Source organism: Konateibacter massiliensis (assembly GCF_900184995.1).
Taxonomy (GTDB): domain Bacteria; phylum Bacillota; class Clostridia; order Lachnospirales; family Lachnospiraceae; genus Lachnotalea; species Lachnotalea massiliensis.
Map to the genome: position 1 here is coordinate 1,449,500 of NZ_LT860099.1, position 21,919 is coordinate 1,471,418.

Consider the following 21,919-nt stretch of genomic DNA (forward strand, 5'->3'; position numbering starts at 1 on the left):
AGTATTCTCCCTCTATATTTCTATTTAATGAATGATATTTCCAATCCATTTATGTTACCTGCTTCATACCTTTGAATCACTTTTCCCTGATCCAATTCTACTACATAATCACACAAAAGCTGGATATCTTCCCGATTATGACTTGCCAATACGATGGTCTTTCCCTTTTTCTTTAATTCCAAAAATAATTGCTGCATTTGTTTTACTCCTATATTATCCAGCCCATTCATCGGCTCATCCAGCAATAAAATATCCGGTTCTTCCATAAGTGCCTGTGCAATGCCAAGTCTCTGCCGCATTCCAAGAGAATATTTTCCCACGGGCTTTTTTTCATCTGGATTTAGCCCCACTAATTCCATCGTTTCCTTTATTTTTTTCTTATCAATCCGCTTTTGTATGAGAGATAAAAATTCTAGGTTTTTAAAACCTGAATATTGAGAAAGAAATCCAGGTGTTTCAATTATTGCACCCACAGGAATACCTGTTTTCGTAATATCATCAAACGTTTCTCCATCCACAGAAATAACACCTTCATCCAGCTTTATAAATCCGCATAGAGCTTTTAAAATCATTGTTTTACCAGAACCATTGCGCCCAATCAATCCTGTTATGGTTCCTTCGAGAAATTCCAGTGATACATGGTTAAGAACTGTTATATTTTCATATTTTTTCGTTATCTCACTTATTTTTATATTCATAGTTTTCATTCCTTAATTCCAATTTTTTCTAATGGTTTTCTTCTATGGTATCCAATTGTAACACAAGCTAATATAGTACAAATAATGAGTAATACTACTGTCGCTTCCATCGGCTCTAGCATACTTGACATTTTATTTGTTGCCAAATTTTCAATGCTGCTCCATGATATGGGGGAAAAGCGAAGCAATTCCGTCTTCTCCGTCATATTTATAACAGGATCAATTAATATTAGACCGCAGCATACACAAACTCCTATTCTCCTGCTAAAAATACTATTGAAACAAAATAAAAGCAAACCTATGAGGGTGTTGGTAAGCCAAACCAAAAGCATTGCCCATATCGTTGCTTCCAATGGATTATAGTTGCTAATGACTTTCCAAGGAAAAATTAACAAAGGAACCTGATAAGCCGCATCAGTAAGTGCCAAAGTTCCAATCACTTTTCCCCATTGTAATTGAACTGTAACTCTTGGTAAAATAACAGCAATGCTGCTTATAAACACAAAAATGGTATATAAAAAAGAAGCAAACACGATATATAAGGTCTGTCCAAGTCCCCATGCCACTCTACCGCTTCGAAGTACAACCGATACATATAGCTTGTCAATAAAAGGTGCATTGCAAAACAATAATAGAACTCCAAAGTAAAGTAACACCTTCAAAAGCCCCATACTAACTATATAATCCGAATAAATAGACGTAAATATCCAAATTGAAATAGGTTCACGAATTAATTTGGAAAACGAGTAAATATCTCTTGTATAATAAAATAGCAATATCAAAACCGAAAAAAAGAGTAGTATAACTGTACGATCTTTTTTCCACTGTCTGAACCGAAGACAACAGCAAAAAACAGCTTTATTTATAGTTTTCATGCTCAATTCTCCTTTTTAGACCTATATAAAATCCCACAGACAGCATCAACGTGAAAATTAAAAAAATAATACTTTTTCTTGCAATATTTAAAAGACCGACTTCTTGTATTTCCGATAGATTGGAAGACATAAGCCCTAAAAAAAACAAACCGTTTTCTCCGGTATTAAAGGTCAATGCACTGAATAAATAATTTCCTAAAAAAGGAATTGTATAAACAATCAACTTATCCGGCACAAAAGCGGAAAAAAATAATCCAAGGGTAGTCAGAAAAACACTTCCTAAGCTAAAAGGAAGTATAATATAAATCAAACTCCCTATACCCCCTTGATAGCCGCTAATCGTTATTCCATCACCTGCAACATACATGGGTATAAACTGTGATAAAATCAATGAGAACATCAAAATTCCAGTCATTACAGTTAAAAAAACTCCGATTCCATTGACAAACACCTTTGTAAATGCATACTTTTTTAACGAAGCTCTTGTTCCTATAAAGTGATAATAATTATTTTGGCAATCGTCACAGAAACTTCCCGAATAGATAAAAGCAACTGCCAGAAGAATTAAGGACTTAAAACGGTCAAAATTTACCATTTGCTCTACAACCGATAATACGGAATATACTCCATAACGATTGTTTATTATGTCTCTCCACGAACCAATAGGATATAAGCAGCAAGCAACTAGCACAAGACAAATCCAGACCCATATATGCCCTGAGCCAAAGCAACGCATCAGCTCCATTTGAAATGTCCCTCCTTTTTTCATCTTAACTTAACACCTCACCTGTAACTGCATTGATTATCGTATACTCAACAACTGCTGTGCTATCATCTTCTGCCGTTTCTAAAGCATCTTCACCAATCACAGTTTGAAATTTCCATGCCGGCATGAGTATTATCGTTTCGTCTTTTGCAACAACAGGAATATAGATATATTCAACATGATTGATGCAGGTTGATGTCGTAATAAAACGATTTTCATACATTTGAATTACTTTTTCCAACGCTTCTGCCATAGTTATAACTGTTACGTTTTCCCGCTCTACTTCTTCGCCTATTAAGGCAGCTACATTCATATAAATAAGTCCGTTTTTATTCAGAATGCTCCAAGCATATCCAAAATCATTTTCTTCTACTTTTCCGTCTGTTGAATAAGAAATATTATAAATCGGAACTTCATCCAAGCTTGACTGATTAATAAGTACATACGCTTCTTGTTCTTCTTCCCAATCTCTAAACCGTCCATTTGGCAAAGAACCCATTTTTCTTAATTCTTCATATGTTTCGTCCGGAAGCAAAACCTGTTCTAATTGATTTAGTCCGTCCTTATCAAGAGCATAATATTCTGTCAACACCATAGAAATACCCAACTTATCCATGTAAGCATCATTTATCTCTTTCACATATTCCAACTCCAGTGATAATAAATCTTCTTTTGGAAAATAGTCTCTTAAATCATTTCGTACAACCCCCGGAGCTATAGCATTATCCCTATTCACCAAAAATAAATAATTTTCATAATCCGGCAAATATACATATGTGAACGTATTATCATTTTTTCTAAGTTCGAATTTATCATTATAAATACTAAATCCGGAATTATTTGTCCACATACGTTTTTGTACATTATTATCTGGAAAAAATGCACTCTGTACCAATTCCTCCGTAAATCTTTTTCTTTCTACTGTAATCTGACTATACTCCTCTACCTTTTTTTCATAATTCACATCTACCGACAAATAGTCATTGATTTCTTTCTGCACTTGTTGTACTTCTTCTGATTTCGCCGTAGAATTATTGCAGCCAGATAGTAGAATAGTTCCGCAGCATAGTAAACACATATAGATTTTTATTTTATCCATATTTACCTACCCTCTCCCCAAAAACATTTCTTCTCATGCCATACTATAAGTTCTAGTACTAAATGATATACTTCCATTTAGTACTAGATTATAGCATATCTTTAATACATAATAATTTATTCTATTTCTGAATATGGATTATGGAGTGGTCCAAACTCCATTCGCATATACTCCCGTTGCATTAGGAGATCCCTTTAAATAAAGATATCCTTCGTAAAAAGTAGTAAACCTACACGATTTGCTTGTACCAAGTGTTTTAACACCTGTTATCGCTGAATAGTCAGTAGCCACAAGAGTCATATTAATATTCTTTGTGCTAGATAAGTTTGATTCTTGAGCAACAACAGTTACCGTCGGAATAAGATTGTTCTTATATCCTTTAGCACTGTATTGCGCATTACTTGAATAAGAAAAATTAAAATTAAATGTGGCTTCTGCATAGCTGGTAATTCCTATTGCTCCTGTCATTAACATCGCCGCTATTACACTAACTATTATTTTTTGTTTCATAACTCACCCTCCTAAATTTTGTAATGTTTTTTCTTCTAACACTTTTTAAATTGTTCCGACCATAATTAATTTTATATCTTCATTGGTATCACCTCCCTTTATATAGCAAAACAAATTGGCTTACTCAATTATTTTTAGAAATTGATCTATACGATTCCTATATTCCATATATAAAATAAAGGCAATATCATATTTGAATATAACATTTTGTTTTGCTTTTATTTATACATTCCTTTTAATTATCAGTCTTATGTCGCACTATTCGTCTAATATCACTACTACTAACTAATATCCGCTTTACTTTTTCTATAATATATCAATTGTATGTACTTTTCAATATTTAACACCTGAATGGATGATTTGAGAGCACAAATGGACAATCTTATTAAAAAAGACAAAAAGAAAGAAAAGAAGGGAAAGAGAAACGAAAAAAATATATCTAAAATTTTATTAATGCTTGTAAATTCAAGAGGCATCTTCAATTTCCTCATTCCCAGTAATACTATATGCATACGCATAGAGTTCAATTTCATATCAAATACCGACTACACGCAATACTTCATTAAACCACCATTATTTAAATCTTAACACTCCGACTTCAAAATAGAATAATAACTCGTATCACAAATTCCTTGGTTATTCCTATCAGACTGGCGCAATATACCTTCAAAGGTCATTCCGCACTTTTTCATTACCGAACCGGAATTTTGATTATTTGTATCGTGCTTTGCTTCAATTCGGTTTGCTCCTACCTGCTCAAACAAAAATGTAATAACTGCCTGCAATGCTTCGGATGTTATTCCCTGATTCCACCATTTCTTACCGATACAATATCCTATTTGCACCTTGTCAACAGCTTCATTTTGCTCTACAATGCCAATACTTCCAATTGGATTATCTGTCTCATTTTTTAATGTAATTGCCCAATTATATGTATTTTGATTATTATATTCTTTTTCCCACACCTCAATCAACTGTTTTGTTCCCTCAGCCGAACCATGTGACGGCCACGTCAAAAACTTTGTAACTTCATCATCTGATGCCCAATTTCGATACATCCTCTCTGCATCCTCCACGCAAAATCTGCGAAGTATCAATCTGTCTGTAGTCAGTTCTACTGTTCCGCAATGTTTCATTCTAGCACTCCTTTACAAATTTTATTAAATAGTTACATTATCCCTTAACCACTCTGCGACGCCGTCCTCTTCATTACTTCCGATTACTCCGGTGGCAAGTGCTTTCAGCTCGTCAACGGCATTCTCCACAGCATAGCACTCATCTGATAGTTCAAACATCGGTATATCATTGATTGCATCTCCAAAAGATACGACCCTTTCACATCCCATTATTTCTTTTAATTTCTTGATTGCCTCCGCTTTTGTTGCTTTTGCCGGCATAATATCACACCAATATTCGGGGCGGTATAATTCTTGTTGGATTGTACAGCGAAATCGCTCATCCTTTGAAAATATTTCATAAATCGGAAGCAGTTCCTCTTTCTCTCCTATGCAGGTGAAATAAAACATATCTCCCATATAAAGCTGCGTACTGTTACTTAAAGGACGTAATCTTCTGTCATTTTTTCGCAAACTCAAATATCTTTTTATCCCGTCATTTTCTCTGCTTGTCAGCCAAGATACCTTTTCCTCGTTGTCAACATAAGCATATACCAGCGGGCTGATATCATACTTTTGTAAAACCGTTATGACTTTTTCTGTATCTTCTTTCGAAAATTTAGAGGATAACAAAATCTCATCTGTTGAAGGATTTATAATAAATGCGCCATTATATGAAACAACCGGTATATTAGCTGATAATCCTTTCGTAACTACGGACGCAGATACAAGAGAGCGAGCAGTGGCATATGTAAACGTCATCCCTTTTCCTACGAGCTTATTGATGATATCAAGACTTTTTTGGCTAATTCTATCCTGCCTGTTTAACAATGTACCATCTAAATCTGTTACATAAAGTGTTTTCACTGACTATTCCCCTCTTTCCATTTATTTAATCATTTCCTTCACTGCTTGTGCCCAATACTTCTCCGGAATATTTGGCCAGTTACAGCTTCCATTCTCCTGAGCGCACCGTGCCATGGCTTTTGCTAAGACGTTGGAATGCGGGATATCCCCATTTTGCAATAAATTTTCAGATACTTTACACCAATAGGGAGCACTCTCACACAGCCCAGATTCGTGCAAATCCGATATTACCTTTGCAACATCATAAGGGAGACTGACAAACTCTTCCTTCCATTCGCCGTTTTCAGCATGCAACAATAAAAATTGTGCTTTTCCTTCACTATACAAAGGAACACCAGCCGCTCCCGGATTCAACACAACCTTCCCTTCCTGTTCAATTTTTGTCTGAATATGAGTATGCCCGCATAAAATAAGCGACGCTTTCTCTTTCTTCATAACTTCAAAAGTTTTTTCATCATCAGGCAGCAGTTTTTCATTTACTTGATTGGGAGAGCCATGACAGATCGTCATCAATGGCATACTTTCAATTTGAATTTCTTGCTTATGAGATAATCTTCCAAAAAAACTTATATCTCTTTCTGTCAAATTGTTATATGTATAGAGTAATGCCCCTGTTGTAGAGTCCTTCTCTTTCCATCCCTTTTTGCCGCCAGCAATATAATCCAGCCAGTAATCTTCTTTATTCCCCTTAACAAAATAACATGCATATTGCGAATTTAGGCTATATATCATTTCCATTGTCCTCTGCGGATACGCCAATTCTCCAACGTAATCTCCCAAAAACAGAAATGTATCGGCACCTCTTTCCAGCGCATATCCAATACATTTTTCTAAGGCAATATAATTTCCATGTATATCTGACAATACCGCAATAACCATTTCATATTCTCCCCGAATTTTTATTTATTTTAGTCAATCGCTATGCAAAGTATATCACAAACATCTACGCCCTACAACGTCATATTCTTGCTTATACTCTGTGCTATGTCTTACCTTTAATTAAGAAATTGTGAGGGCTGCTCACACTTCGCGCCTGAGCGGGTTACGAAGCAACAACTTCGTCTCCGTGAGGTGCGTATAAATAAAAAGCGTTCTACCAATACACAGTAGAACGCTTTTCATAACTTTAATTATAATTAAAAAATAAATCTAAAATTTTTAACGAATTTACATCTCTTCATTCAGCTTACTCAACCGTGCTGCCTGATCCGCCGCAATCAAACTGTCAATAACCTCAAACAAATCTCCATCCATCACAGCATCCAATCTGTGAAGTGTCAGCTTGATTCTATGGTCGGTCAATCTTCCCTGCGGGAAGTTGTAGGTTCTAATCTTTTCGGAACGGTCTCCTGTTCCTACCTGACTTCTTCTTGACTCTGCCTCGGCATCGTTTCTCTTTTGAAGCTCTATCTCATACAATCTGGAACGAAGTATCTTTAATGCCTTATCTTTATTTTTAAGCTGTGACTTCTCATCCTGACATGAAATTACGATACCGGACGGAATATGGGTCAGACGAACTGCTGAGTCCGTCGTATTAACGGACTGTCCGCCGTTTCCAGAGGAACGGAATACGTCAAATTTACAGTCATTCATATTCAAATCAAAATCCACTTCCTCGGCTTCCGGCATAATCGCAACCGTAATTGTTGAAGTATGGATACGTCCTCCTGACTCTGTCTCAGGAACACGCTGCACGCGGTGTACACCGCTTTCGTATTTGAGTTTGGAATAGGCTCCCTGACCGTTAATCATGAAAACCACTTCCTTAAAGCCGCCGATACCGTTCTCATTTAAGCTCATCATTTCGGTTTTCCAACGGTTTCTTTCCGCAAATCTGGCATACAGACGATACACCTCTGCCGCAAACAATGCTGCTTCATCTCCACCTGCGCCTGCACGGATTTCCACGATAACATTCTTCTCATCATTCGGGTCTTTTGGAAGTAAAAGAATTTTAAGCTCTTGCTCGAGCTCCTCGATACGTGCTTTGGAGTCATTTAACTCCTCCTTCGCAAGTTCTCTCATCTCCTCATCGCTTTCTTCTTCAAGTATGAGCAAGCTGTCCTCTACGTTCTGCTTTGCAGCCTTGTATTCCTTATATGCATCTACAATCGGTGTTAACTCGCTTTGTTCCTTCATCAGCTTGCGAAAACGGTTTTGATCATCCGCCACGCCAGGTTCATTTAATTCGCTCATGATTTCCTCAAAGCGGATCAACAAATCTTCTAATCTGTCAAACATTTTATTTCCTCCATCATTATAACATTTATCATCTTCTTTTTATTATCTAGTCATCGCGGCAGCACAGCTATGTATTTCCCACCACAACTCTGTCAAGTCCTGCCAAATCCTTTATAACCGCAACATCTTGAAACCCTACTTCCCGCATAAGAGCCGAAACCTCTTCTCCCTGGTCGTGACCTATCTCAAAACAGAGAAAACCACCCTGTTTTAGATAGCCTCGCGCTTTTTGAATGATTTCCCGGTAAAAATACAAGCCGTCCTCTTTTCCGTCAAGGGCAAGCATGGGTTCATGCTCCTTTACTTCCTCCATCAGACCGCCGATTACCTCTGTCGGAATGTACGGCGGATTTGATACGATAATATCAAAAGCCCCTTGAATTTCGGCAAACATATCACTTTTCACAAATGACACATCTGTGTCATTTCTCTTTGCATTTTCCTTAGCAACCTCAAGCGCTTTATCGGAAATATCACTTCCAAAGGCAGTTATATCAGATTTCTGATGCTTCAGACTGATGATAATACACCCTGAACCGGTGCACATATCCAGAACCGTCATGCCTGATTTTAGACGTTTTTGCACCTCTTCGACCAACACTTCCGTATCCTGTCTCGGAATAAGGACATTTTCATTTACCTGAAAGGTCAGTCCCATAAATTCCTGCTCTTTTGTAATATGCTGCAGCGGAATGTGGTTGCCGCGAAGCTGTAGGCAAGCCATGTAATCTTTTTCCTGATCTGCCTCCAATTCCTCCTGCTGATGAAGAAGAAAATAGGATCTGTCCGCCTTTATCGTGTACTCCAGCAAATACCACGCATCAAGCTGATAGTCCAAAATATTTTTATCTTTCAAATAATTCTTTCCATAATCAAATGCTTCCTGCAAAGTCATATCAGCTTCCCCTATCTATTCATTTACAAGCTGGGAAACTTCTTCCTCTGCATCCTGCGCAAGATATTCTTTCCAGTCAAACACTGCCTCCACCGATGCAATTGCAACCTCAATCATATCGTCGTCAGGCTCTCTCGTTGTGAGATTTTGAAGCCATAAACCTGGTTTACTGAGTATCTCAACAATTTTATTCTCACTTCTGCCCGCAAGTCTGATAAATTCATAAGCCACGCCCGCGATAACCGGTACTAACAATATTCTCACAATAACCCGAAGCGCCGGTGAATCGACTCTGATAAACAGAAAGAAAATAATACTAATCACAATAACAATCAATAGAAAGCTTGTTCCACAGCGTTTGTGCTGCTTGGAGCTCTTTCTGACATTTTCCACGTTAAGCTCCAAACCGTGCTCAATGCAGTTGATACATTTATGCTCGGCACCATGGTACATAAACACCCTCTGTATATCCTTCATAAGAGAAATCAGACAAATATATCCAATAAATAACAGTAGTCTGACCACACCCTCAATTGCCGCAATTGCCATGTCTGACAAAATAACTGCCCGAAACAGGTCAGAGATAAAATAAGGAAGCACCATAAACAACGCAATGGCAATAACAATGGAAAAGCAAACGGTGAGGCCCATAATAAATTTTTCCGTCTTATCCTTCAATACCTTTTCAAGAAACTGATCCGCCTTGCTCGTTGTCTCTTCTTCCTCCTCAAAAAAGCTCGCTGAAAAAGTAAGTGACTGCATACCAAGCACCATAGAATCGATAAAGCTAAATACACCTCTCAAAATTGGTATCTTCTTTAGCTTTTCACTTTTGACAACACTCTTAAATTCCTTTGTTGACACCTCTATTGTCTGATCCGATTTTCTGACAGCCACTGCATATTTATCGGCATTTTTCATCATAACGCCTTCCATAACAGCCTGCCCGCCAATTCCCGATGACTTCATTAAATTCTCCTTCCTATGGTAAAATAAAGTGTGAGCGTTGCTCACACTTCGCGCCCGAGCGGGTTGCGTAGCAACTACTTCCTATCCGCGAGGTGCGCATAAATAGTTTTTTGTATCATAGGAAATTCAAAAGAGTTTCCTATGATACAAAAAAGGTTGAGATACATCGACCCCAACCTTACCTGCTCAAATCCTATTTGTCTTCGTTCATACCATACTTACGATTGAACTTATCAATACGTCCGCGAGCAGCAGCAGCTTTCTGCTGTCCAGTATAGAATGGATGGCACTTTGAACAAATTTCAACGTGAATTTCACCCTTTGTTGAACCGGTTACGAATGCGTTTCCGCAGTTACAAGTAACCTCTGCTTGATTATATTCTGGATGTATTCCTTCTCTCATCTTATTCACCTCTTTATAAAGTAATCATATAAAAACCAACACAGTTGGTCTCATTTCTCATAAACAGCTTATTCATTGTACCATATGTCTGTGGCCAATGCAAGTACTTTATTCTTAATTTAATTTTGTTTTTTTAACCATTTGAACAAACTCATCATTATTCTTGGTTCTCACAAATAAATCAAGAATCTTCTCTACGGCATCATCGGTACGCATTCCGTTTAGAGCACGTCTCATAATGTAAACAGCTTCCTGCTCTTCTCGATTGAGAAGCAAATCCTCTCTTCTCGTTCCTGATTTCGGAATATCAATCGCAGGGAATACTCTCTTCTCAGAAAGCTTACGGTCTAATACAAGTTCCATATTACCCGTACCCTTAAATTCCTCGTACACAACGTCGTCCATCTTACTTCCCGTGTCAACCAATGCCGTTGCAAGAATGGTAAGGCTTCCGCCCTCTCTCATATTTCTCGCCGCACCAAAAAACCGCTTTGGCATATGTAACGCCGCCGGGTCCAAACCACCCGATAAGGTTCTTCCGCTTGGCGGTACCGTAAGGTTGTAGGCTCTCGCCAGTCTTGTAATACTATCTAACAGGATTGTCACATCTTTTTTATGTTCAACAAGTCTCTTGGCTCTTTCGAGTACCATTTCAGACACTCTCTTATGATGTTCCGGCAATTCATCGAAGGTAGAGTAAATTACTTCCACATTATCCCCTTCAATTGACTCCTTAATATCCGTTACTTCCTCCGGTCTTTCATCAATAAGCAGTATAATCATATGCATGTCTTTATTATTTGCAATAATGGATTTTGCCATCTGCTTTAACAGCGTGGTTTTACCCGCCTTCGGAGGTGATACAATCATACCTCTCTGACCTTTTCCCACAGGAGATATCAAATCAACAATTCTCATCGCTGTTCCGTTTGAGCTTGTTTCCAGTCTCAGGCGCTGATTTGGGAAAATTGGCGTCATATCCTCAAAGTTTCTTCTTTTCGCAGCTTCCGCAGGATGGAAACCATTGATGGATTTTACAAACAGCAGAGCACTGAATTTTTCTGCCTGCGTTTTTACTCTTGTATTTCCTTCTATAATATCGCCCGTCTTCAATCCGAAACGGCGGATTTGGGAAGGTGCCACGTAAACATCATTTTCGCCCGGCAGATAGTTTGCACAACGAATAAATCCATAGCCATCCGGTAATACCTCAAGAATTCCTTTTGCACAAATTCCACTGTCCAGTTTATCTGTGTCTGTTTCAGAACATCTTCCTTCCGGCCTGCATTCTGGTCTGCTTCCTTCCATTTTGTTTCTTTCCGTTCTGGAAGCATCTTCCTTCTTTGCACTTTCCTCTTCTCTTTGCTGCTTTGCACTCACTTCTTTTTCATCCTGCTCCAGCATCACTTCAACCAATTCACTCTTTTTCAATGTGGAAATATTCTTCATTCCACGTGCCTTTGCCACATCCCTCAATGCAGTTACAGACAATGATTCATACTTTTCTCTCATAGAGTCTCCTTCTTTCGAGTTTCTACCCATTATTGCTCCTCCAAATATATTCAATTCCAATGTACACTATCGTTTGGTTGGATTTTTTATATCAGACTTGATGATGATTTAACTATAACATTTACATTATACACTAAATTTTTAAAAATAGAAACAAATTTTATTTAATTCTCGTTCTATCGGGCACATTATGAATGGTATGACTGAACTTTAAATGCCCGGCATCAAAATAGCAATTGTCAAGTTTTCATAATCATATTATACTTAAGAGTATGACGCAACAAAACCAAAAGGAGATATATCATGGCATTTGACGGAATTGCAATTGCAAACCTTGTTTATGAACTAAGTGAAAAACTACCAAACGGCAGAATATATAAAATAGCACAGCCTGAAACAGATGAATTAATTCTTACCTTAAAAACAACCACTGGGCAGTATCGTTTACTCATTTCTGCCAGCGCCAGTCTGCCGCTTATGTATTTGACGGAAAATAATAAGCCAAGCCCTATGACTGCGCCTAACTTCTGTATGCTTCTTCGAAAGCACCTCAGTAACGGCAGAATTACCTCTATCACCCAGCCGGGTCTGGAGCGAATCGTCCGTTTTGAGATTGAGCATTTGAATGAATTAGGTGATTTATGTAAAAAATATCTGATTGTAGAAATCATGGGAAAACACAGTAACATTATTTTTTGTGACGATAACAATATGATTATTGACAGCATCAAGCATGTCTCGGCTAATATGAGTTCCGTCCGTGAAGTTCTGCCCGGAAGAGATTATTTTATCCCGCAGACACAGGATAAAAAGGAGCCTTTTTCTGTCACACGAGAGGAATTTTGTAAAATTCTCCTTGCAAAGCCTATGGCGGTTTCCAAGGCAATTTACACCTCATTTACAGGTATCAGCCCTGCTGCTGCCGAGGAAGTATGCTACCGGGCATCTCTTGATTCCTCAAAACCTGCCAATGTTTTGGTGGAAAATGAAGCGGTCCATTTATATACTATTTTTTCAAATCTGATGTACGACATTCAAAATCATGATTTTAAGCCGAATATTATTTATAAAGAGAACGAGCCTATTGAATTTTCCAGTATTTTGCTCTCCCACTATGAGGATATGAACGCCGTCTCCTACGAAAGTATCAGTGCCGTGCTGGAAACCTATTACGCTTCCAAAAATGCGATAACAAGGATCCGCCAGAAGTCCTATGATATCCGCCATGTCGTTCAAGTTGCCTTGGAGCGCAGTGTTAAAAAATACGATTTACAGCTCAAGCAGCTTCAAGATACCGAAAAGCGTGATAAATACAAGGTATACGGCGAACTTCTCAACACCTACGGCTATAATCTGGAGGAGGGTGCCAAGGAATTAGAGGCACTTAACTACTATACAAATGAAATGATTAAAATTCCTCTTGATACACAGCTTACGGCGAAGGAAAATGCCAAAAAATATTTTGACAAATACAACAAATTAAAGCGTACCTTTGAGGCACTTACAACACTCATTGAGGAGACAAAAGGTGAAATTGACCATTTGGAATCCATCAGCACTGCCCTTGACATAGCACTGACCGAGGATGACTTGGTACAGTTGAAGGAAGAATTGATGGAATACGGTTATATCAAGCGAAAAGGCTTTAATAAAAAGGTTAAGAGTAAAAGCAAGCCATTTCACTATATTTCCAGCGATGGCTATCACATTTATGTCGGTAAAAATAATTTTCAGAACGAGGAGCTTACCTTTAAATTTGCCACCGGAAATGACTGGTGGTTCCACGCAAAAGGTATGCCAGGCTCTCATGTTATTCTAAAGACAACCGGTGATGAGGTGCCTGACAGAACGTTCGAGGAAGCGGGACGTCTCGCTGCCTACTACTCCAAGGGAAGAGGTTCTGACCGTGTAGAGATTGATTATATTGAGAAAAAGCATGTAAAAAAACCAAATGGTTCAAAGCCCGGCTTTGTCGTATATTACACAAACTACTCGCTCTTAATCGACTCCGATATCACAGGAATTACACTTGTAAGCGATTGACACCCTAATCATGATAGGATTTTCCTATTATGTAAAAATTTATAATTGACAAACGATTTTGGAATGCTATAATAAGAATTAAACTATTTAATTAACACGTTGACGAGACGAGTAAAATGTCTAGGATTACAGAGAGAGATGCAGTTTGCTGGAAGCATCTTATGACGAAGCATTTGAAAACTACCTCCGAGTGGCTCTAATCCAGCCCGGTGATTCCGTTATCATCTGATTGAGCGGCGTTTTTTTAACGCAATAAGGGTGGAACCGCGAGTACAGCTCGTCCCTTCTGTAATAATATGCAGAAGAGACGAGCTTTTTTGTATGCTAAGAAATTCTTCTGCTCCACTTTATAACATAGAATGCGAAAGGAGTTTTATTATGAAAATCACACTAAAAGACGGTTCTTTTAAAGAATACGCAAATTCCATGTCCGTTATCGATATCGCTTTCGATATCAGCGAAGGGCTTGCCAGAATGGCATGTGCCGGAGAAATCAACGGTAAAACAGTGGATTTAAGAACAATTGTAAATGAGGACTGCGAGTTAAGCATTTTAACTTTCAACGATGAAAAGGGAAAAGCGGCATACCGCCATACTACCTCCCATGTTTTGGCTGAGGCTGTAAAAAAACTTTACCCTGATGCCAAGCTTGCCATCGGGCCTTCCATTGATACGGGCTTTTATTATGACTTTGAATCTAAGCCATTCACAAGAGAAGACTTGGACGCTATTGAAAAAGAGATGAAAGCCATTATCAAAAAGGGCGATAACTTGGAGAAATTTACACTTCCAAGAGAGGAAGCCATCGCACTGATGAAAGAGAGACAGGAGCCATATAAAGTAGAGTTAATCGAAGATTTGCCGGAGGGCGAAGTTATCTCCTTCTACAAGCAGGGTGATTTTGTGGACCTTTGTGCCGGTCCTCATCTGATGAGCACAAAAGCAATCAAGGCCTTTAAGCTTATCTCCGCTTCCGGTGCTTACTGGAGAGGCAATGAAAAAAATAAAATGCTTACCAGAATATACGGTACAGCATTTGCCAAAAAATCAGACTTAGACGAATATCTCGTTCATCTGGAGGATATCAAAAAGCGTGACCATAACAAGCTTGGACGTGAGATGGAGCTTTTTGCAACGGTTGATGTAATCGGACAGGGACTTCCTCTCCTGCTTCCAAAGGGTGCTAAGATGATACAGGTTCTTCAACGATGGATTGAGGATGAGGAAGAAAAAAGAGGATATCTGAGAACAAAAACTCCTCTTATGGCAAAGAGCGACCTGTATAAAATCTCCGGTCACTGGGATCATTATAAGGAAGGTATGTTTGTCCTTGGTGACGAGGAAAAAGATAAAGAAGTATTTGCACTTCGCCCTATGACATGTCCATTCCAGTATTATGTATACAAAAATAGTCAGAAATCTTACCGCGATTTACCGCTTCGCTACGGTGAGACATCTACACTTTTTAGAAATGAAGATTCCGGCGAAATGCACGGATTGACTCGTGTTCGCCAGTTTACAATTTCAGAGGGACATCTTATTGTAAGACCGGACCAGATGGATGAGGAATTTAAAGGTTGTCTTGATTTAGCAAGATACTGCTTCCAGACTTTGGGACTTTCAGATGAGGTAACTTATCGCTTGTCTAAATGGGACCCGAACAATCGTGAAAAATATATTGGTGATGCCGAAGTCTGGGAAGAGACACAGAGTAGAATCCGCAATATTTTGATTGAGCTTGGAATTGAATTTACAGAGGAAGAAGGCGAAGCTGCTTTCTACGGTCCTAAAGTGGATATTCAGGCGAAAAATGTGTATGGCAAAGAGGATACCATGATTACCATCCAATGGGATGCTTTGATTGCAGAACAGTTTGATATGTATTATATCGACCAGAATGGTGACAAGGTTCGTCCTTTCATCATCCACAGAACATCTCTTGGTTGCTATGAGAGAACCCTTGCATGGTTAATTGAAAAATATTCCGGTTTATTCCCGACATGGTTATGTCCGGAACAGGTTCGTGTTCTTCCGATTTCAGAAAAATATCATGACTATGCACATCAAGTAGAAAAAGAATTAAAAGAAAACGGAATTCTTGCTACTGTTGATGAGCGAGCTGAGAAAATCGGTTACAAAATCAGAGAAACAAGATTAGATCGTGTACCTTACATGCTTGTAGTCGGACAGAAAGAAGAGGAAGACGGTTTGGTATCTGTCAGAAGCCGTTTTGCTGGCGATGAAGGTCAAAAAACACTTGATGAATTTATTAATGCAATCTGCAAGGAAATCAGAACGAAAGAAATTCGTGAGGTTACCGTGACAGAGGAAAGCAAGTAAGCACTCGCATAATTTCCGTGAAAACGGTGCATAATATCTCCGTATAGCATTTATTTTATCCTAAATAAGGAGGTATTATTATGACACTATTAGATTGTAATGTTACCGATTGTCATTATAATGACAGCAAACTATGCAGCAGAAATAACATTGTGGTAGGCGGCGAAGAGGCCTGTTCCTCCGATTGCACCTGCTGTGACAGCTTCATGCTTAGGAGCACAGACTCCTTCAGCAACCAGACCGGCGAGGCAACCCGGCCAACAAGTGTCACATGTGAGGCAATTCACTGTGTCTATAATGAAAGTAACCTATGCGTAGCAGATCAAATCGGCATTAACGGCCACGGCGCCAACGCAGCAGAGCAGACCCAGTGTGCAACCTTTAAACCACGCTAAAATCAAAAAAGAATGTGCTTTTGCACATTCTTTTTTATTCCTTTTGTGAAATAACTCCCTCACTGTCAATCACCGCATTTTCTGATATATCCGTCAAATACTGATAAATCTCCTGTGAATTGGAGGCTTTGTTTAATACATAGCTCGCGTCTGTCGCACAGGCTTCCACCTGCAATGCTACATTATTGTCTGCTCCTATCTCCAGCTTTAATAACACTGTTTTGGGAATCTGGTTTCCAAATATAAAATTCCCCAAACTATATACAATAGGCTTTCCTTCATAATATTCAATTCCCTGAAGTACATGAGGGTGGGCACCAATGATAACATCTGCTCCTGCATCAATATACTGCTTGGCAAGTTCCCTCTGATAATCCTCCGGATACTCACTCTTTTCAACACCCCAGTGCACATAGACAATTACTGTGTCACAAGCGGCATCTGCCTTTTTAATTTCCTCAATTAAATCCGTGGGATCATACGTCGTAAAAACTCCCGCTGATGTTCCTGCTGTCCAGTCAGATACAGGAATAACCCGGCTTGCTGCCAGAATTCCGACCTTTTTTCCGTTTAACTCGAATTCCTTCAGTGCCTTTGCCTCATCCTTATTGTTTCCGGCACCGACATATTGAATCCCTGCATTATCAAGCGTCTCAAATGTATCAATTAAGGCTTCCCGCCCATAGTCAAGTACATGATTATTTGCCAGTGTAACAAGGTCTATTCCCAAGTCCTGAAACACATTAACCCTTGCTGGGTCTATACGAAACGTAAATTGCTTGTCCTCCATCGCAGTTCCCCTGCTGCTGAAAGGAAATTCCTCATTCACCACCGTTAAATCCGCACCGGTCATTTCCTCTGCTATCTCTGAGGAAACCATTCCGGTGATCCCGCGGTTATCATATTGGGACAACAAATATCCGGTGAGCAGAATATCTCCCGTAAAAACCAGCTTTGCCGTCTGTTCCGGTTCTTCTTCCACAATCTCTGGCGGCTCTGTGCTTTCTTGCTCCTGCTGCACAGGCGGCACAACTTCATTTTCTTTGGCAGGCTTCTCCTCCGCCGTGTTGTTCTCTTGGGTTACCTCCGTAGAAACAGCCGGAATCTTCTGATTTTTTATGTAATCCAATATATTGCTGCGATATTTTATACAGCCGATAATAAGCACAATAAACAATATTCCAATACTTATTTCCAGCGCATGTATCAACACCTTTTTCATAATGAAACTGTTTCCTTTCTGTTTACTACTTTTATTATACTTTGATATTCCTATTCTGTAAATGAGGCTTTTTTCTTACATTAAAATGAATACCCCTTTAGAATCCAAAAACGCTACCCCCATTCATTTATATGATAGAGACAGCGTTCTTATGTTTATAGAACAAAGAATGTGCAAAGCACATTCTCCGTATTTCTTATGCCGCAAAATGATATGCTTTTATGTTCATCTGCTTTTCCAACAAGTATACAATTGATGCTACTACCTGAAGTGCCATGTTGACAATGTATTGGCAATCCTCCTGAACGGAGCGCTTAAATTTCAAATATTCTTCATGTGCCTTCGCAATAAACTGAAAAAGTGCTTCCAGTGATTCCACCCGAACGAATGTCACACTATTTCTCTCTGCCTCACCGCTTTTGATATACTCTCTTAAACGGTACTTCAAATGCTTCTCATAAATACAGTGGTCCTTCAAAGAGCCTTCATAAGTATCATTGTGGGGAAACGTAAAATAATCTGCAATATAATGAATAATCTGTCCTAAATTTCTCCAAAATGCTCTTTTGTTATTTATGTTATTGTCATTTGCTATCGTCAGCTTTTGCATGTCCTCTTTCAGCTTCTCAAATGTAGTATTATACTCATGCTTTGTCGTTAAAAAGGTTGGCTTACAATCCGGAAGTATGTTTCCTAAATAGAAAGCCTTCTTGTGTTTTGCTAAATCTTGGATGTCAACGCTGTTTACAATATAACCAGCTAAAGAAATATGGGATTTTTTTCTCACTTTATTCTCCTTATACAATCGAAAAAAACGTGTCCTAAGTACTAGTATTACTCAACAATCCCATTCTATTCTTTCTTCTAGGAAATAGCAAGCACTTTTATGTTAATATTTTATGAATTTTACGTGTCTTTTTATATACTGGGAAATTCCTCTGAATTTTCCAGTATATAGAAAAACACTTCGTGCTAAAATGCGCACTTCACGGAATGGAAGCCGTTGCTAGGCAACCCGCTCGGGCGCCGAGAATGTGCTTTGCACATTCTTTTTAGACTATTCTAAAAACTCTTTTAACTTGCGGCTTCTATTTGGATGACGCAGCTTACGAAGTGCCTTGGCTTCAATCTGCCTAATTCTTTCTCTTGTAACATTGAACTCTTTTCCTACTTCCTCCAATGTTCTTGGCGTTCCGTCCTCCAGACCAAAGCGAAGCTTAATCACTTCTCTCTCTCTGTCATTCAGTGTGGAAAGCGCCTCGGAAAGCTCCTGCTTCAGCATCGTAAAGGCTGCCGAATCTGCCGGAGACAATGCATTGTCGTCTTCGATAAAATCTCCAAGATGGCTGTCTTCCTCCTCACCGATTGGTGTCTCTAGGGATACCGGGTCTCTTGAAATTTTAAGAACCTCTTCCACCTTTGCTACCGGAATATCCATTCTCTGTGCAATTTCATCACTGGTTGGTTCACGTCCTAATTCCTGCATTAAGACTCTTGAGGTACGAAGTGTTTTATTGATTGTCTCAACCATATGCACCGGAACACGAATTGTTTTGGCAAAGTCTGCGATTCCTCTTGTGATTGCCTGTCTAATCCACCATGTTGCATACGTACTGAATTTATAGCCCTTCTGGTAGTCGAACTTGTCTACCGCCTTCATCAAGCCGATATTTCCCTCCTGAATCAAATCCAGAAAAGAAAGACCTCTTCCCACATACTTTTTAGCGATGCTGACTACAAGTCTTAAGTTTGACTCGATAAGCTTTTTCTTCGCCTCATCATCACCCTCGCTCATCCTTTTGGCAAGACTGATTTCATCCTCCACGGAGAGCAGAGAAATATTTCCGATTTCTTTCAGGTACATTCTGACCGGGTCTTCAGTACTTACCCCTTCTAATACATCCGTTTCATCTATAATCTCGACTTCTTCGTCATCTTCTTCAGAAAGGATGAACGGATCTTCCTCCTCTTCCTCCGAAACCTTTGCCGTCAATACGTCTACATTCTGCTTTTCAAAATATTCCAACACCCAATCAAGCTTCTCAGGTGTCAGCTCTATTCCTTCAAATGCATCGTTAATTTCCTCCAGCTCCAGCATATTATTGTTTGCTTTTGCTGTCTTTAATAAATTTTCCATAACCTTTGTAAATTTTGCTACTGCTTCATCCATTTATTTCACCCTTTTATTCCATATAATTTCGACTTATTTTGACAAACGACAACATTATAGCATACTTTCCAGCCGTTGAATACTGAAATTATTAAAAAATTTCTAAAATCAACCGCTAAAAGCAACAATCAAAAGTTCTAAGCTCATTACATCATTCATTCTGCCTGTTTTTACTGATTCCTCGGAGTCTGCACAGGCGTTCAGTGCCGACTTCAGCCAATCCACCGTAAACCTTGCTGACTGTGCCACATATTTGTTTACAACAAAACCGGGCAGTCCAACCTTTTTTGCAATGTCACCTGATGAAAAGCCCAAACGTTTTAGATCTTTAATTTGCAACAGCAAATTAAATTGTCTTGTAACCAGAAAAAGAATTCTCATCGGAGGCTCCTTCAGCGCCAGCAAATCATAGTAAAGATTAAGCGCCTGCTTTTGCTTTTTGTCCGCCACCGCACTCACCATATCAAATATATTATTTGTAATTCTCGTTGTGCATATGGTTTCAACATCTGTCTCCGTTATGCTTTCTCTCTCTCCCACATAGCAAATCAGCTTCTCAAGCTCCTTATAAATGTTGTCCATATCCGTGCCTGTCTTTGATAAAAAGAGCTGCATTGCACTCTGTGTGATTTTCTTTTCTTCTTTTCCAAGTAACCCCAATATCCATTTTGTCAGGCTGCTTTCCTCCTGATAATTTAACTCCACTGCTCTTCCTTTGTCTTTTACCCTTTTAAAAAGTCTTCCTCGCTTATCCACCTCGTTTTCAACAAATACAAAGCATGTTGTCTCTGATGGACTTTCTAGATAGTCCGCCAGCTCGTCACATTTTTCTTTAAAGAATCCACTGTTCTCAATCATAATTACTCTTTTTTCCGCAAAAAAGGGCATGGTCTCTGCTAAATCTATTAATTCATTAGGATTAATTCCCTTGCCTTCATAATAACTGTAGTTCATGGTATCATCTGAAGCAACTAATGTTGATTTCAGCTTATTCTTGTACAATCGCTTTAAATATGATTCTTCACCATAAAGCAAATACATATTCTTAAAATTATTATTTTTCAAATCTTCATTTAAAGTTTTCATCTAATACCTCCGCCACTCTTCTACATTTTAATGCAGAATTTGACTCTTTGTCAACTACCCGAACAGAAATCCTCGTAACAAAATCGTTTCACAACTTTTACTATGTATTCATAGTTCGTTCATATTTTCTCCATATTCATTTTTTATAATCTAAAACATAGTAATAAAACTTTTTCATATTCAACCGCCAACCTAGTTGGCAAAATTCTCCCTTTTATTATAGTAACAAAACAATAGCGAGCCGCTGGATACCCACCAGCGGTTATTGTTTTGTCTTTTTTCAATACCGACGGTAATATCTGACTTTTGCTATATAATAAATTTTATTTACACTTTTGTTGATTCTTTTATTATATTTTTTAATTTTTTGTTTACTTTTTCCTCTTTTTATTTTATAATTTTAGTAAGTTTCAAGTAATTCAGCATAATACTGGAGGGGAATTATATGAATGAGAGCGAACAGATCGCGAAATTGCAATCCGAACTAAGGAATCTGGAATATGAATGTGAAATGTGGCGAAAAACTTCTAACCAGTTAACAGAGACATTAAATAAACTAATATCTACATTTATATTTAACAAGGATAAAGCCTGATTGTAAAAATCGGCTTTATTTTTGTCAATGACAAAATGTGCGTTGCATGGTCTCTGATAAGAAAGTGTGAGTATTGCTCACACTTCGCGCCCGATCAGGCTGCGAAGCAACAACT

General features: G+C 38.5%; 20 protein-coding genes and 1 other annotated feature. Of the genes, 3 read left to right on the plus strand and 17 right to left on the minus strand.

The genetic code is table 11. The features are described from left to right. Positions 1–20: 20 nt before the first annotated feature. From CTY48_RS12505 to rho, 13 genes are all read right to left on the minus strand, one after another. Positions 21–698, minus strand: coding sequence for an ATP-binding cassette domain-containing protein (locus tag CTY48_RS12505; protein ID WP_328587807.1), 678 nt, complete (start codon positions 696–698; stop codon positions 21–23). A 5-nt stretch (positions 699–703) separates the two neighbouring features. Further along, a complete protein-coding gene (locus tag CTY48_RS12510; protein WP_143452724.1) occupies positions 704–1,327 on the minus strand; it encodes a hypothetical protein in 624 nt (207 codons plus the stop codon). Positions 1,328–1,556: 229 nt separating this feature from the next. After that, on the minus strand, positions 1,557–2,318 hold the full coding sequence (locus CTY48_RS12515; protein ID WP_099468819.1) for a hypothetical protein: 762 nt from the start codon (positions 2,316–2,318) through the stop codon (positions 1,557–1,559). 25 nt (positions 2,319–2,343) lie between these two features. Continuing rightward, a complete protein-coding gene (locus tag CTY48_RS12520; protein ID WP_099468820.1) occupies positions 2,344–3,438 on the minus strand; it encodes a hypothetical protein in 1,095 nt (364 codons plus the stop codon). A gap of 138 nt (positions 3,439–3,576) precedes the next feature. Further along, on the minus strand, positions 3,577–3,948 hold the full coding sequence (locus CTY48_RS12525) for a hypothetical protein (protein ID WP_099468821.1): 372 nt from the start codon (positions 3,946–3,948) through the stop codon (positions 3,577–3,579). 584 nt (positions 3,949–4,532) lie between these two features. After that, complete coding sequence (locus CTY48_RS12535) at positions 4,533–5,084, minus strand: GNAT family N-acetyltransferase (protein WP_099468823.1); 552 nt, start codon at positions 5,082–5,084, stop codon at positions 4,533–4,535. Between the two features lie 24 nt (positions 5,085–5,108). Beyond that, positions 5,109–5,930 (minus strand): HAD family hydrolase, encoded by an 822-nt coding sequence (locus CTY48_RS12540; RefSeq protein ID WP_099468824.1) that lies wholly within the window; start codon positions 5,928–5,930, stop codon positions 5,109–5,111. Between the two features lie 21 nt (positions 5,931–5,951). Then, positions 5,952–6,809, minus strand: a complete 858-nt coding sequence (locus tag CTY48_RS12545; RefSeq protein WP_099468825.1) for a metallophosphoesterase family protein — start codon at positions 6,807–6,809, stop codon at positions 5,952–5,954. A gap of 288 nt (positions 6,810–7,097) precedes the next feature. Beyond that, positions 7,098–8,174, minus strand: a complete 1,077-nt coding sequence (gene prfA / locus CTY48_RS12550; protein WP_099468826.1) for a peptide chain release factor 1 — start codon at positions 8,172–8,174, stop codon at positions 7,098–7,100. Between the two features lie 67 nt (positions 8,175–8,241). Continuing rightward, positions 8,242–9,069 (minus strand): peptide chain release factor N(5)-glutamine methyltransferase, encoded by an 828-nt coding sequence (prmC, locus tag CTY48_RS12555; protein ID WP_099468827.1) that lies wholly within the window; start codon positions 9,067–9,069, stop codon positions 8,242–8,244. A 15-nt stretch (positions 9,070–9,084) separates the two neighbouring features. Further along, a complete protein-coding gene (locus tag CTY48_RS12560) occupies positions 9,085–10,038 on the minus strand; it encodes a DUF1385 domain-containing protein (RefSeq protein ID WP_099468828.1) in 954 nt (317 codons plus the stop codon). A gap of 193 nt (positions 10,039–10,231) precedes the next feature. After that, positions 10,232–10,441 carry a 50S ribosomal protein L31 gene (rpmE, locus tag CTY48_RS12565; RefSeq protein ID WP_099468829.1) on the minus strand — a complete coding sequence of 70 codons (210 nt, stop codon included), beginning with the start codon at positions 10,439–10,441 and terminating at the stop codon, positions 10,232–10,234. A 114-nt stretch (positions 10,442–10,555) separates the two neighbouring features. Then, entirely contained in the window at positions 10,556–11,953 is a 1,398-nt protein-coding gene (rho, locus tag CTY48_RS12570) for a transcription termination factor Rho (protein ID WP_099470152.1), read from the minus strand. 303 nt (positions 11,954–12,256) lie between these two features. Here rho and CTY48_RS12575 point away from each other — a divergent pair, with 303 nt between their 5' ends. The 3 genes from CTY48_RS12575 (at position 12,257) to CTY48_RS12585 (ending at position 16,731) form a co-directional block, all read left to right on the plus strand. Then, on the plus strand, positions 12,257–13,996 hold the full coding sequence (locus CTY48_RS12575; protein WP_099468830.1) for an Rqc2 family fibronectin-binding protein: 1,740 nt from the start codon (positions 12,257–12,259) through the stop codon (positions 13,994–13,996). Positions 13,997–14,086: 90 nt separating this feature from the next. Further along, positions 14,087–14,284: a binding site (T-box leader), on the plus strand. A gap of 90 nt (positions 14,285–14,374) precedes the next feature. Continuing rightward, complete coding sequence (gene thrS / locus CTY48_RS12580) at positions 14,375–16,336, plus strand: threonine--tRNA ligase (protein ID WP_099468831.1); 1,962 nt, start codon at positions 14,375–14,377, stop codon at positions 16,334–16,336. Between the two features lie 80 nt (positions 16,337–16,416). Then, on the plus strand, positions 16,417–16,731 hold the full coding sequence (locus CTY48_RS12585) for a DUF1540 domain-containing protein (protein WP_099468832.1): 315 nt from the start codon (positions 16,417–16,419) through the stop codon (positions 16,729–16,731). Between the two features lie 34 nt (positions 16,732–16,765). On the opposite strand, the gene CTY48_RS12590 is transcribed toward CTY48_RS12585, so the two are convergent. The 4 genes from CTY48_RS12590 to holA form a co-directional block, all read right to left on the minus strand. Further along, positions 16,766–17,953 carry a CapA family protein gene (locus CTY48_RS12590; protein WP_099468833.1) on the minus strand — a complete coding sequence of 396 codons (1,188 nt, stop codon included), beginning with the start codon at positions 17,951–17,953 and terminating at the stop codon, positions 16,766–16,768. Between the two features lie 196 nt (positions 17,954–18,149). Continuing rightward, positions 18,150–18,740 carry a zinc dependent phospholipase C family protein gene (locus CTY48_RS12595; RefSeq protein WP_099468834.1) on the minus strand — a complete coding sequence of 197 codons (591 nt, stop codon included), beginning with the start codon at positions 18,738–18,740 and terminating at the stop codon, positions 18,150–18,152. Between the two features lie 270 nt (positions 18,741–19,010). Further along, positions 19,011–20,123, minus strand: coding sequence for an RNA polymerase sigma factor RpoD (gene rpoD / locus CTY48_RS12600; protein WP_099468835.1), 1,113 nt, complete (start codon positions 20,121–20,123; stop codon positions 19,011–19,013). Positions 20,124–20,231: 108 nt separating this feature from the next. Continuing rightward, positions 20,232–21,209 carry a DNA polymerase III subunit delta gene (holA, locus tag CTY48_RS12605; RefSeq protein WP_099468836.1) on the minus strand — a complete coding sequence of 326 codons (978 nt, stop codon included), beginning with the start codon at positions 21,207–21,209 and terminating at the stop codon, positions 20,232–20,234. Positions 21,210–21,919: the final 710 nt, after the last annotated feature.

What these genes read in the sequence shown, in the direction of transcription:
- CTY48_RS12505 (WP_328587807.1), bottom strand. Translation starts at nt 698, where the DNA reads ATGAATATAAAAATAAGTGAGATAACGAAAAAATATGAAAATATAACA.
- CTY48_RS12515 (WP_099468819.1), bottom strand. Translation starts at nt 2,318, where the DNA reads ATGGAGCTGATGCGTTGCTTTGGCTCAGGGCATATATGGGTCTGGATT.
- CTY48_RS12520 (WP_099468820.1), bottom strand. Translation starts at nt 3,438, where the DNA reads ATGGATAAAATAAAAATCTATATGTGTTTACTATGCTGCGGAACTATT.
- CTY48_RS12525 (WP_099468821.1), bottom strand. Translation starts at nt 3,948, where the DNA reads ATGAAACAAAAAATAATAGTTAGTGTAATAGCGGCGATGTTAATGACA.
- CTY48_RS12535 (WP_099468823.1), bottom strand. Translation starts at nt 5,084, where the DNA reads ATGAAACATTGCGGAACAGTAGAACTGACTACAGACAGATTGATACTT.
- CTY48_RS12545 (WP_099468825.1), bottom strand. Translation starts at nt 6,809, where the DNA reads ATGGTTATTGCGGTATTGTCAGATATACATGGAAATTATATTGCCTTA.
- prfA (WP_099468826.1), bottom strand. Translation starts at nt 8,174, where the DNA reads ATGTTTGACAGATTAGAAGATTTGTTGATCCGCTTTGAGGAAATCATG.
- prmC (WP_099468827.1), bottom strand. Translation starts at nt 9,069, where the DNA reads ATGACTTTGCAGGAAGCATTTGATTATGGAAAGAATTATTTGAAAGAT.
- CTY48_RS12560 (WP_099468828.1), bottom strand. Translation starts at nt 10,038, where the DNA reads ATGAAGTCATCGGGAATTGGCGGGCAGGCTGTTATGGAAGGCGTTATG.
- rpmE (WP_099468829.1), bottom strand. Translation starts at nt 10,441, where the DNA reads ATGAGAGAAGGAATACATCCAGAATATAATCAAGCAGAGGTTACTTGT.
- rho (WP_099470152.1), bottom strand. Translation starts at nt 11,953, where the DNA reads ATGAGAGAAAAGTATGAATCATTGTCTGTAACTGCATTGAGGGATGTG.
- CTY48_RS12575 (WP_099468830.1), top strand. Translation starts at nt 12,257, where the DNA reads ATGGCATTTGACGGAATTGCAATTGCAAACCTTGTTTATGAACTAAGT.
- thrS (WP_099468831.1), top strand. Translation starts at nt 14,375, where the DNA reads ATGAAAATCACACTAAAAGACGGTTCTTTTAAAGAATACGCAAATTCC.
- CTY48_RS12585 (WP_099468832.1), top strand. Translation starts at nt 16,417, where the DNA reads ATGACACTATTAGATTGTAATGTTACCGATTGTCATTATAATGACAGC.
- CTY48_RS12590 (WP_099468833.1), bottom strand. Translation starts at nt 17,953, where the DNA reads ATGAAAAAGGTGTTGATACATGCGCTGGAAATAAGTATTGGAATATTG.
- rpoD (WP_099468835.1), bottom strand. Translation starts at nt 20,123, where the DNA reads ATGGATGAAGCAGTAGCAAAATTTACAAAGGTTATGGAAAATTTATTA.
- holA (WP_099468836.1), bottom strand. Translation starts at nt 21,209, where the DNA reads ATGAAAACTTTAAATGAAGATTTGAAAAATAATAATTTTAAGAATATG.